Source organism: Furfurilactobacillus cerevisiae (assembly GCF_048961765.1).
Lineage (GTDB): Bacteria > Bacillota > Bacilli > Lactobacillales > Lactobacillaceae > Furfurilactobacillus > Furfurilactobacillus milii_A.
Map to the genome: position 1 here is coordinate 2,713,421 of NZ_CP185253.1, position 12,457 is coordinate 2,725,877.

A 12,457-nucleotide genomic window follows, 5' to 3' on the forward strand; every position below is an offset into this window, starting at 1 on the left:
TAATGTAGCGGTTTTTCATAGTCATATCGTTTCAACACTTATCAGACATCGTACTCTGTTTCCTTAATACCAGCATTCATCATGTCGTAAGGATTGTGCATCATGTTATCGTCAAACTCAGCTACCCCAATAACAAGCGACAATTCCATCATTTCTAGCGTCTTGGCGCTATTGGCAGCCTTGGTGAAGTTATCGCGAATCCGCTGAGCAGCGATACGTGCCCCAGCTGCATCGGTAAACATCAGTGTTCCCCATGTCGGCGTCACGGTGTCCAAAATGTACCCAATATCATTATCGCGGGTTGATTGCACAATCGTGTCAGACACCAAACGAATCAGTGCATCCATCTGTTCATCGCCCATCATCCGTTCCAGTTCGGAGTAATAACGTACGCGGATAATGATTGTCGTCACCGGAATCTTAAAACGAGTATGCGTTTCAAGGTACACATTAGCGCCTTCGATATAAGAAACTGTGGTTCGCAAGTTCGTTTGGGCATCAAACGCCCCACGCTCAACCATGTCAGTTGTCAATTGCTGATTCTGTTGCTGTAGCCGACGTTGCATCGTGGTCATGCCATAAAAGCTTAGCGACAACAGTAGCGGCATGACTAGCCAAAAGACTAGTGCCAGTTTAACCGTGTGATGCTGAACCAGATTGAGGTACACCATCACTAATCCCTGAATAAACATGAACACAAGATTTAAGGTCAGCCCGGTTGTTAAACTGAAGAAGTACGTCGTCATCACCAATGCGACACTGATGCCCAGATAGAGTGTATTCAGCAATAGGTTGCTTGGCGTCGCTCCAAAAAAGATGGCGGTAATGGCAATCAATCCCAGGAAGGCCAATAAACAAGCATCGGCCATCAAACTGGCGTTATTTGTCTGACGATTGTTTTTCATGAGAACGGCCTCCCTTCCCGATTCGTTGACCGTTCTTCCGGAACATTAGGAACAGCGCATACGCAATGACCACAATCATCAAGAATGCCAAACCAAGGTAAATGGCCAGTGCCGAGTTTTTGTGAATCGTTTGCGTAACAGTCGGTTTAGCTTCAGCATTCTTTTGCTTCTTAAACCGGTAATTGTAGTGATTATTGTCTCGGTCCACCAAAATGGCATCCCCAGTATATTGTTGAATATTGCGCTGGAAGTTAATTTGTGTGGACGCCATCGCGACATCACGACTGTGTGCCGCAGTGACGACGAGCACGCCTAACCGCTTATTCCATGGTGACCGCAAGAGTTGATTCGTGCCCACTGTTTTGCCATAAGCTGACTCAATGCTAAGTTTCTCGTTCGAAAGGAAACCAGTAAACCTTTTGTTGTATTGGAAGTACAATTTGTTATTCAACGACTTAATAAACTTATTGTTTGCCGGTGTGCCAAACGCAATGACGTGGTGCTCGCGAAGAACGCTCTTAGGCGGTGTCTTCGTATAAAACTGAATTGAACCAGTATTACTTTGGGCAAAATTGCCAATCAAATTAAAGATGTTCGTCATTGTGGTAAAATCGCTCGCGCTCAGTGTCTTTGGCCGCACGATAGCTAAATTGTTAAACGACTGATTTTTGATAAATAGACTCGGGTAGTTGCTAAAGAGAATATCCGTAACTGGCTTGGACTTGATGTAAGCCCGCGAGTCCGGTTCCACGAACGCCCATGGTGTCTGCGCATTATCGCTATCGCTTTGATCCTTCATTTCGAGATCGAACGCTACCCGAATGACAAAACTGTTGCCAAGCGATTGTCCGGTTGGCAAGTTAACCGTCAGCTGATCATTGTCGGCATTGGCCGCAGTCAGTTTTTTGCTGCCAATCGGCTTACCGTTCACGTAAACGGTAGCCAGTGAACGCGTGAAATCAAGGTTCTTTGCATACCGGAAGTGCACACGAATTTTGCTCCCGTCCGCATTTGTGCGATCCGTTGGCAAATTAACGAAATAAGTACTCTCCTGATGCTTTGGACCCGTGATTTGATCACCCGTCGACGTTAATTTACGACTGCCTTGATACTGCAGATCGGACGTAAACGTTTGGGTAGCTGCGGAGACGTTTTTAGTATCCGCGCCGGTTTCCTTCATCAACTCGGCGTTAGCAATAAACCGCGCCGCCTTTTCCAGATCTTTGCCGGTTGTAGCGGTGACCAAGAGTACATGCTTATTTCCGTCATAAATTGTTTTAAGTACTGCATGTTTGGCAACATCCTGACGACTCACGGCCGCCTGATATTTCTTTGGCAGATGCTGATAAGTTGCCATGACGATTTGATAGTCAGCTTTCTTAGCCTTACTCGTATCAAACGTAGTCACAGGAATTTGGTTATTCTCGGTAGTAATTACCCGTGCATAACCAGCTAAAGTGTACATACTGGCCGTTAACTCATCATTAGTCGCCTGCTTTGGCACAGAAATAACCGAGTTGTGGTTCACGATGGTATCCGGCCCACTGAAATGATCGTAGAACGATTTAATGGCCGTTTCCGGATCCTTCAACACATACCGAAAGTTGACGTTGGCACCACTGTACAACGTGAACCAGTTAGCTGGCGTTTGTGCCACTTCGGCCTTACTCCCGTCAGAATTTAAAATCTGACCACTGATCTTAATATTGTTCGTGCCACTGAGCAAACGGGTCGGAATGTCGACACTCTTCGTTTGCAAACCAGACTTATTTTCAGGCCTGAACGAATAAAATTTAACACCATTAATCGAGACAGTAACGTCGGAGGTGTCACCGTTAGTTAACTGGCTAACCTGATAGTTTAGATTCAACGTCGCCTGTTTAACGTCCCAGTAATCCATCTTGATAAAGTACGTATTGGCGGTAATTGAATTACCTGACAACGTTGTGGTGCTGTTTTGAAACGGCTGCGTGTACGTCTGTTCATCAGCAGCCTTTGCCGGCATTATTGTGATGACCAAACTAACCGCGAGCGTGAGTACCAGCCACAGCAACGACAATCCCCTACTGGCACCGCTTTGTTTTATACCATTTCGCTTGTTTATGAAAAACCTGCTCTCTAACATAACCCACCATCCCGTAAGCGGCTACTGCAAGCCACATTTGACTGTATGTGATGTACATCAAAATAATTATGAGAACGTTGCTAAAGTTCATCTCGCCCTTCTCCGTTGTGATTGTAATGTACGTACTGGCAACGAAGAGGACAATTGCCAGCAACCATAATGAATTGCTGAACCCCTGTAAGTTTGAATGAACCTTACCCGCTACCGAGAGGACAAATACGGTGTCGGATAAAACTAACGACGTCATTAGGAGAAAATAAATGGACAAAAAGTACAACAGATCGAAACGAATTGGCCGGCCACGTTTGGTAAATAGCAAATGCGTGTTCTTTAAGATGACGTAGATATTTCCCTTAACCCAGCGCGTTCGTTGATGGAACCACACGGATAACGTTTGTGGCTCCTGCTCCCAAGTAACTGCTTTAGGCTGAAACTTAATGTGAAAGCCCTTCATGTAGATCCGAAAACTGATTTCCGTATCTTCGGCAAGTGCTTTCACATCCCAACCGCCGACTTCTTCCAACAGTGATCGACGAATGACGTAATTGGTTCCCGGAATTGTGCATAAATGAAATAACTGTTGTCGCCCTGCCTGCGCCATCCATTGAAAGGACAATGTCTCAATGTTGATAAAACGCGTAAGTAGTGTTGCATTGCGATTTCGTGTCCGAAACTTGCCAATCACTGCCCCCAGCGTGTCGTCAGCCATTAACTCGGCAACTAGAATTCGAAGTGCACCACTTTCAGGTGTGTTATCCGCATCATAAATGGAAATGACATCACCTTTGGCAGCAGCTAAGCCAATATTCAGGGCGTTAGACTTTCCTTTACCACCATTAGTCTTATCCGTATTGATGACGTGAACCTGACGATGAGGGTACCGCTTTTGCAAGTGGCCCAACAATTCAGCCGAATTATCATCTGAATTGTCGTTGATGATGATGATCTCGTAGCGATCGTGTGGATAATCGAAGTTTAATAGCGACTCAACCGTCTTCACGATAACGATGCCCTCGTTGTGGGCAGGAACCATCACCGACACAAACGGCACATTTTTCGGTAACTCACGCGCAGGTGTTTTCACCTGGCGTAAATAATTGACGTATCCTGCAATGACCAAAATAATATTCACGATTAAAATGGTCCAAATTGCCAAGATCGCAATAAAGAGAAAAATATCGAGAATGTTAATGGTAGTTCCTCCCTTCAAAATGCCAAACTGACTGAGCTGAGTTTGCCGCTACTTCTTTTTAAACATGCGCCAGTAAACCTGACGACCAACAATATAAAATGCCAACAGGACAATCAGTGACACAATCATGAAGAAGAACAGAAAAACGCCATCGACACTGAAGAATGTGTTTAATGCGCCAGTTGGTGTAACTGGTGCTGGCTTAGTCTGCTTTGGCGGATTGTACGTTGGTACCACGGTTAGCTGCCCGTTTAAGTAATAATTGCCATTACGATAGTGCGCCCGCTGGTTGGCAACCGTTGTGGTGCCGCTAAATTTGCCAGCACTTGGATCTAACCAACTGACCTTGGCAGCACTCACGCGTTTGACTAACCCCGTCAAATCCTTTTGGCTATCAGGCATAGTCATCGTAACCGCTGTGGGCGAAGAAAACGAAAGATCTGTTTGTGCTAAGTTGGTCCCATTGTGAACTGTCTCTAACGATTGTTCCTGTAGTCCATAAAATGTTCGTTTGTACACGCCAGCTGTATTATCAGCATCGGCGTTCTTTGTCTCCGATGGATTCTGCGTCAGAATAACATTGTTACTATATGACAATGCGGCGGGTCGATAAACCAAATCCTGATTCCAATAATTGGGCGCACTTAAACCGACTGGAAACACTTGTCGGTCGATAAGCCGCTGAATCTGCGTCTGCATCAGCTGTGTCAGCTGCCCTTGAGTACTGGCCTTGGGGTAATACACAACGGGCGTTCGCAGAAAGACGACCCCGCCATGATTTTCAACCCACTGTAGCTCACTCGTGAACCGTTTGTATGCCGGTAAATCAGTATTAACGGAAATGCTGGTCGTGCTGATGGCAAATGGAATCCCGTTATTCTCTAAATCCGTAGCCATCTTATGCAACAAGTCCATGTTCGTAAACGGCGTCACGTCCGTAATCGTCAGTAACGGCGCATAAGTCGCCGTGTGACCGAAGAAGCGGGCAATTAACCGACTGGCAACAACGAAACTCAGACCATTTGGTGTCAGATAAGGTAGGTACGCGTTGTTTCCATTGATGACGCCGTACGGTACTTTTTGGGCATTTTGACTTTGTGGCACTAAGGTCCCAAATGTCTTCACTGTCGCTAGCGTCTGTGCCGTCACGGCCAAAGACTCACTAAAAGATAATAATTGCCGCGCCGATGACGTGTGATCGCTTAACCAGTACTGCTGGTGATAACGCGGTCGAAGCGCCAAGTCAAGTGACTGCCGTTCATCCGTAGCCATTGACGGCCCAATGTGAAGCTTTAATCCCTTAAACGCGGCCCGATCATGAGCAAAGTGACTTGTTGTCAGCTTAGCCTGCGACCAATTCACCATCGTAATAACAGCTTTAAAATGAAGCCGTTTGATATCACCAGTATGATATTGATCGATGCGAATCGTATGAACTTCAAGGTTCAATGATGTCAGTAATCGCTGCATCGCATCAATTTTTGTTTGGTCACCCTTGGCACGATTTTCGCTATCGTAAGCGAGTAATACACGGGGCGCATGGCTGACTTGGCTAGCAGAAGCCGTTACCGATGCAGATGATAGCAAGCCAAAAATTGTTAATGTGAGCAACAGAATGGCCCCAAACCGTTTTTTCATCGCTGCCCACCCCGCATTTCAAATACATGCCAGAGGCGGTGATTCAACAAGTCTGAGACGAGTAACGCTAATGACAAATCCGTACACAACGGCACCATAAACAGATGCTTCGCCAAATCCGCGTCTCCGTCACCAATCACAGATGCGATAAAGGTCATGAAAATTATTGTCATGTTCGCAATGATGAGTGCCAGTCGAACGACCATTTCCGGATCACCATCACGAATACCGTGATAGGCGCCAAACGCGTACACGCCGATAAAAGCGAAGGCAATTAACACATAAAAAGCGAACGTTCGTGGGAAAAATGCGCCCATCATGGTGGAAAAGCCCGTAAAATAATGTGTTTGCGCATATTTTGGCTGACCGGCTGACTTGGTGTAATCACTAACTGCCTTAACCTGCGTCAACTGGCCGTCCTTAGCGGCCAGATTTAGTAGCGCACCAAATTCTGACGGATGGGTCAATTCATACTTTAAAATCCACATGAAACTGAACTTATCCGTAAAGTGCTTCTTCATGTACTTACTATTAACGTCAATTGGCGAATAACGATCAAAGTACGTTTGCCCCCGAGTCAAAGCAAATTGACTATCAATCCCTCCTTGCATCAATGCCTTTTCAGGATCCTTTGCCTTTAGTAACACACCGCGAGTCATGGACTGATACTCATTAATGTTATTAAACGTCTTGGTAATCAAGGCGTAGGTCGCCACCCCAGAGGCTAAAATCAGTACAGTACCCAAAATGACGTACAATTTCTCGGCACGTTTGTGAAACACAAACAACAAACTTAGCATTGTCAGCGCAAAACCTAGTGCCAGCGGCGCATTCTGCTGTTTGTTTGTAATCAGGACCACGGTGCTGATAAAGAAGAGCAAGACCATCGGCCAGCGCCGTTTGAAGCGGTGACGCGCCAGTAACAGAATCGAAGAAAACGAATAGAGCATAGCAACGAACATGCCTGGTTCTGCGAAGAAGGAATTAAAATACAGCGTGTATGATGAGTCAGCGAAAACAAAGACAACCATCAGCGCAATAATGTAGTTCCGCCACCGTTTCGAAGGAAATGTTAACGCCTCGGTCAAAAGATAGATGCCACCTAGAAACAACACGTAATAAATCAGTCCCATAAACCGAATATCAAAGACTTTGGTACTATAGACCAACATGTTTAAGCCAATTGCCGCCTTGATAAATAACGGTTGTGACGAGAACAGCGCCGCTGATGATTCGTTAAAATATTGCATAATGCCATATTTTTGAACCATGTATGTAAAAAAGTAATATGGTTTACCAGTTAATCGATAGAGACCGTTTACGTAGATGGCCCGATCAAAATCGCCATTGTTAGCGTAACCGTTAACCGGTGGAATGAATAACAGGTACGCCACAATCAGCGCTGACAAGATTACCGCCAACGCCGCTGGTGAAACATGCGACCGAAACCACAACAGACCTCGTGTCAGGCCATGCCTCAAATGCGCGCCCATTCAATCACCCCTTTCTCTCAAACACCGTTATTAGTGAGTGACACCATCCATTGCCACCAATGCCATTAGGTTGTTAAACGAATATGCCGTATTGGTACTTTCATCTCCGAACCCGCCTGCTAGTGGTGATGCATCATTTTTAACCTGCATCGCCAACAATTGTTGCTGACCGGCGGCTTGAAGCGCCTTTTGACCGCTTGCGTTACCAATCATCATGACTAATGCGTAATTGGCAGCAGACTGATCAGTTGTTAACGCGTGCCCGTGCTGGTCATACTGGTTAACCAGCGTCTTATGCTTTGTTTGCTGTAACAGCCATCGTTCACTGGATGGTTTTAAACGACCAATTTGAGCGATGTGCAATAACGTCACTAATCCTTCTGTGGTGTTAATGTTACCAGTCGTATATTTGTGTGTGTGATAATTGTACCTTCGGGCGTAAAAGGGCATCTTACGGCTAATAAAACCGTTTTGAACCAAACGCAACTGCTTTTGATAGGTTTTAGTGTTGCCTTCTAACTGACGCAGCGTCAAAAAATCAAAGTATGACAGCGTACCGGTTTGGGGGCGCTTTTTAGACTGCGGATCGTAAAAGTCTGCAACATGTCCTTGTTTCAAGGCTTGCTTTTGCTGATGATGCCACAGTGACTTAATTTCACGCTGATAATGCTTTGTTTTAAAGGTTTTATCGTACTGGATCAGGGCACCGATAATCCGCAGGTCATCGAGCGTTGCGTTCACATTTGAGCGCTTTTTTGTCCGTGGATTATACCGATAGCTAAACTGATTGTGCGCGTAAAAGGTCGTTTTCGTTTGCTGATAAAACTTAGTAAATGCTTCTCGCTGATTCGTGAGTGCAAGATGTTGCAGATACAATCCGGCTGACTCACTCAATAGTTCATTGCCACTAGCAGTGTCGCCACCCGCATTGACTTGATCATTCACGTTGGTTTTAACACCCTGCTTGGTAACCAGCTTGGTTGTCACAAACTTGGTCAGTGCTTGATGAGCGGATTCCAGCGATTGTGCATCGGTGTCGGCTTGAACGTTTAGCAGTGGGCCACTAACCATCAGTAAAACAAGTAAACTAACAAGGGTTAGGTAACGTCGCCATTGATTCATATTTCTGATGCCGCCTGATCACTATTCTTTGGTTCCTTCCGGCCACGCTGTTGTTCCTGTGCTACTGCGATTTGAGCCACTTGATTCAAATAGTTAAATGGCTCATCATAATTGGGCTGAAATAACATGTCGACAAACGCTAAATCATCAATTGTATTCTTATTCTGAATGCAAACAGACAATGTGTTCGCGGACTGAGCAATTTCATGTTCACACAACAACTGACCACCAAGAATTCGACGAGAATCCCGATCGTAAACTAACGCAATGGTCAGTTTGGCCGTTGATGGCATGTATGCAGGTCGATAATTACCTTCGTAAGTTGCCGTTGCTGCATCAATCCCCTGCTTTTGTGCATAGGCGAGAGTACTTCCTGTTGTTGCCAAAGTACTGCCAAAAATCTCCATCGCCGACGTCGACTGAGTGCCCATGTATTTCAAGGTCGGCGTCAACAAGTTCAGGCCAACCAACGTGCCTTGGCGAACAGCCGTGGACGCCAATGGTGCATACAGATTTTCATTTGTCGGGTTAAAGTGAACCGCACAGGCATCCCCGGCAGCAAAAATATGGGGATCGGAACTCTGCATGTAATCATTGGTTAAAATGGCACCATTCGGTAACATGTCAACCTGCCCACTCAGCAAACCCGTATTAGGCACAAATCCAGTCGCCACAATCGCTAAATCAGTGGGATAATGACCGCTGTCCGTTTCGACAAGAATTCCGTCACCCTCTGGGTCTGCACTAAAACCGGTCACACGTTCGTGCAGATGTACGTCGACATCATGGTCAACCAGTCGTTGCGTAATGTTTTCAGACAACATTTGGTCGACAGAGTGAACCAAAATCTGTTTGTGATTCTGAAACAGACTGACTACATGCTCTGTGCTGGCATAACTTTCCGCAAACTCCACACCAACATAGCCAGCGCCAGCAATGGTAATGTGTTTATTTTCCTCGGCCGTTTTATAAATCTGTTTGGCTTGGTCATAATCTTTGCACAACAAAACCCGGCGTGAGTCGATTCCCTTCAATGGCGGAACAATCACTGTTGATCCGGTCGTCATCACTAGACGATCATAATGAACTGTTTCAACATCCTTACTAATAAGGTCTTCGACGACTACCGTTTGTCGTTTTGCGTCAATCTTTAACACATCATGTTTTACATGAACGTGTGCACCTAATTTACGCAGAGCCTCAGGGCTTGAATAAAACATGTCCTCTAGACGTTGCACACGACCGTCCAAATACAGTGAAATCCCGCATGACAGAAAAGAAATATTATCATGCCGTTCATAAACCTCAACGTCTAAATCTGGATTGGTCACTAGCATCTGACTAATCGCAGCGGTACCTGCATGTGTACAACCAACAACAATAACTTTCATGAAAGTTCATCCCCAAAATTTAATTAATAACTTATGACTCTCATAAAGAAAATTACGGTAACACGGCCATCATAATCGGCCTACCTTAAAATTAACTTTATAAAATGTTTTGTAGCTCTTTTTTTTAGTGCCAAAAACATCTACGAGCTTTATTAAATCAACGATTCTTAACGCTTGACCACAGTTAACCAGCAACTGTACCATAGGTCAAGTAGTTCACCATAATTAACTCAAGTTTGTCTTTTCATCATTAACTTGAGTGATAATATGTAGTACTTGTATTTGCGATAAAAATCGCCTTCGGTTGTCAACATGGAAACACCGGCGTGGGAGCGGTTCAAGCCCGAAGTTCACGGTCTCTCACCTCGTCGCCAAGCCTCAAAACCCGAGTCTTCGCGACCGTCCCCGTGCTGTACATCAGGAAAACCACCTGATTACAGCCCCCTTCACGCCTTGGTTTCCTTGTTGACGCCCTTCGGCTTACATTACAGGCTTAGACTACCGTTAGTTAAAAATAAGCTTGTTCAAAAAAATACAATTTGTGTCTACAGTAATATAAGTGGAGTCGACTAGAGACAGAGTTCCGTGTCGACAGCACTTAATGGTGCGGGTTTGACCATTTAGTGCTGTGGGACGAGTTCTGAGACGAACTTGGGCTCAGAATCGAGGTGGAAGACTCCGGTTTTCAGGAGACTGAGACCGGTCCTCAGGGAACGGCGTCTCTGGTCGACGCAACGATGGCATAAGAACTGTAATAACCAGTTCGTTAATATAAAATGCAAAGGATGGATGAGCATGTTTCGTTTCTTTATACAACCTCAATTGAATATCGCCACCAATTCAATTATTGGTTATGAAATGCTCTTAAAAGAGCACACGCCAGATGGTTGGCGGGTTCCAACGTCTTTTGACAGCATTACACCGCAAAACTGGACGGAATTATTTGTGGCCTCGACCAAACTCTTGTCGCTAAAGATTCATTCCGTGTCTGTCAATCTAGATCGCCGTCAGCTGATGAATGACGACATTGCCAAATCAGTTATTGATGCCCAGGAACGTATGCGGCCAATGCGGGTCGTCGTTGAACTAACTGAACGGGTTGGTAAGGTGCCTTTCACAAACGCCGAGTTGATTCCCCAAATTCAGCAATTTACCAATCGTGGCATGGATTTTAGCCTAGATGACGTTGATAGTGGCGACAATCACTACAACAATATTAAAGACCTCCTGCCTTATGCCGATGAAATTAAGTTTGCTCTGCAAAACTTTAAGCAGGGACTAATGTCGCCCAATATTCGGCAGGAATTAGACACTTGGCTTGGCATTACCCATCAGTATAATCAACGTCTAGTATTGGAAGGCATTGAGGATGAAGTTGGCGACGACATCGCCAACGAAATGGGCATTAACATTCGCCAAGGTTATTATTACGGCAAACCACATTTATTAGCTTTAGGTCAGGATAAATCATTCGCCTAGTTTTGTTAATGTGGCAAGCAGTTCCGCCGGTCTAACAAAACACAACGTACCTATCCTATGTGTATTACTTGGCAAATTCTATAATTAATCCGAACAGAAATTAAAAAGCCCAAAGTAATCACTTACAATGGTAGTAGCTAATTCCAACCAATATAGGGAGTGATTACTTTGGGTACATCTACTTTATCACGTTTTCAACGTGGCGCACTAGCACAACTGGTCAATGAGGGGAATAAATCTTACCAAGTAATGGCTGACGCCTTAGGCGTCGCCAAAGCTACGATTAGCTATGAGTTGGACCGGGTTAAACCTTATGATCCAGAATTAGCTCAGCAAGATGCAGATCGCAAAAGGCGGAATTGCGGTCGTCGTTCGATGCTGACGGCAGCATTAGCGACTTTAATTACCAATCACTTACGATTAACCTGGTCACCAGAAACCATTGCGGCCGCTTATAACTTGAGCACTGCGTCAATTTATAATTGGCTTAATCGTGGCTGGCTCCCCTTCAAATTGACTGATCTACCCAATCGGAATGTCCGCCAGCACCGAGTGAGCGAAAATCGTGGGAAATTTACAAGTGGGACTTCCATCGAACAACGGCCAACAACTGTTAATCAACGATTAGCTTTTGGTCATTGGGAAGTAGATACGGTGCTTTCTAGTCGAAGTGAGTCACGATCATGTCTGGTTACATTCGTAGAACGTAAGACCCGACTTCTATGGGCCATCAAAGCCCCTAATAGAACGGCTAAGGCTCTAAACACCGCCTTTGGCAAGTTTATGGGGGCCTTCGGTCCCCAAGTAAAATCCATTACTGTTGATCATGGTAAAGAGTTTGCCAATTATCAGGCCTTAGAACAGGATTATCAGATCAAAGTTTATTTTTGCCATCCATATTCACCATGGGAGCGAGGTTCCAATGAATATTTTAATAGACGGTTACGCTGGTTCTTCCCGAAAAAGACCAATTTTAGCCAAGTAACGACTGATGAGATCCTAGCAGCACTTGAACTAATTAATCAACGACCATTAAAAATACATCATCAACAGACTGCCATTGAAAGATTCCGGGCTTGTTCGGATTAAACTTGTAATTTGCCCTTTAAAAA

9 protein-coding genes are annotated in these 12,457 nt (G+C 45.0%); 2 read left to right on the top strand and 7 right to left on the bottom strand.

Annotated elements, in window-relative coordinates; genetic code table 11:
- Positions 1–41: 41 nt before the first annotated feature.
- The 7 genes from ABUE36_RS13300 to ABUE36_RS13330 all read right to left on the bottom strand — a co-directional run bounded on the left by ABUE36_RS13300 (position 42) and on the right by ABUE36_RS13330 (position 9,866).
- Entirely contained in the window at positions 42–905 is an 864-nt protein-coding gene (locus ABUE36_RS13300; RefSeq protein ID WP_421016891.1) for a GGDEF domain-containing protein, read from the bottom strand.
- Positions 880–3,030 carry a cellulose biosynthesis cyclic di-GMP-binding regulatory protein BcsB gene (locus ABUE36_RS13305; RefSeq protein WP_421016892.1) on the bottom strand — a complete coding sequence of 717 codons (2,151 nt, stop codon included), beginning with the start codon at positions 3,028–3,030 and terminating at the stop codon, positions 880–882. The genes ABUE36_RS13300 and ABUE36_RS13305 overlap by 26 nt, the downstream gene beginning before the upstream one ends.
- On the bottom strand, positions 2,969–4,240 hold the full coding sequence (locus tag ABUE36_RS13310; protein WP_421016893.1) for a glycosyltransferase family 2 protein: 1,272 nt from the start codon (positions 4,238–4,240) through the stop codon (positions 2,969–2,971). The genes ABUE36_RS13305 and ABUE36_RS13310 overlap by 62 nt, the downstream gene beginning before the upstream one ends.
- A gap of 30 nt (positions 4,241–4,270) precedes the next feature.
- Positions 4,271–5,860 (bottom strand): hypothetical protein, encoded by a 1,590-nt coding sequence (locus tag ABUE36_RS13315; RefSeq protein WP_161002091.1) that lies wholly within the window; start codon positions 5,858–5,860, stop codon positions 4,271–4,273.
- Complete coding sequence (locus ABUE36_RS13320) at positions 5,857–7,314, bottom strand: hypothetical protein (protein ID WP_421016894.1); 1,458 nt, start codon at positions 7,312–7,314, stop codon at positions 5,857–5,859. The genes ABUE36_RS13315 and ABUE36_RS13320 overlap by 4 nt, the downstream gene beginning before the upstream one ends.
- Before the next feature lie 69 nt (positions 7,315–7,383).
- Complete coding sequence (locus tag ABUE36_RS13325; RefSeq protein WP_421016895.1) at positions 7,384–8,475, bottom strand: glycosyl hydrolase family 8; 1,092 nt, start codon at positions 8,473–8,475, stop codon at positions 7,384–7,386.
- Positions 8,472–9,866: an FAD-dependent oxidoreductase gene (locus ABUE36_RS13330; protein ID WP_421016896.1), complete on the bottom strand. Its 1,395-nt coding sequence runs from the start codon at positions 9,864–9,866 to the stop codon at positions 8,472–8,474. Before ABUE36_RS13330 ends, ABUE36_RS13325 begins: the two co-directional genes overlap by 4 nt.
- Before the next feature lie 795 nt (positions 9,867–10,661).
- Between ABUE36_RS13330 and ABUE36_RS13335 the strand changes: the two genes are divergently transcribed.
- A complete protein-coding gene (locus ABUE36_RS13335) occupies positions 10,662–11,345 on the top strand; it encodes an EAL domain-containing protein (RefSeq protein WP_017262566.1) in 684 nt (227 codons plus the stop codon).
- Between the two features lie 168 nt (positions 11,346–11,513).
- On the top strand, positions 11,514–12,434 hold the full coding sequence (locus tag ABUE36_RS13340; protein WP_011373852.1) for an IS30-like element ISLsa1 family transposase: 921 nt from the start codon (positions 11,514–11,516) through the stop codon (positions 12,432–12,434).
- Positions 12,435–12,457 lie beyond the last annotated feature (23 nt).

What these genes read in the sequence shown, in the direction of transcription:
- ABUE36_RS13300 (WP_421016891.1), bottom strand. Translation starts at nt 905, where the DNA reads ATGAAAAACAATCGTCAGACAAATAACGCCAGTTTGATGGCCGATGCT.
- ABUE36_RS13305 (WP_421016892.1), bottom strand. Translation starts at nt 3,030, where the DNA reads ATGTTAGAGAGCAGGTTTTTCATAAACAAGCGAAATGGTATAAAACAA.
- ABUE36_RS13315 (WP_161002091.1), bottom strand. Translation starts at nt 5,860, where the DNA reads ATGAAAAAACGGTTTGGGGCCATTCTGTTGCTCACATTAACAATTTTT.
- ABUE36_RS13325 (WP_421016895.1), bottom strand. Translation starts at nt 8,475, where the DNA reads ATGAATCAATGGCGACGTTACCTAACCCTTGTTAGTTTACTTGTTTTA.
- ABUE36_RS13330 (WP_421016896.1), bottom strand. Translation starts at nt 9,866, where the DNA reads ATGAAAGTTATTGTTGTTGGTTGTACACATGCAGGTACCGCTGCGATT.
- ABUE36_RS13335 (WP_017262566.1), top strand. Translation starts at nt 10,662, where the DNA reads ATGTTTCGTTTCTTTATACAACCTCAATTGAATATCGCCACCAATTCA.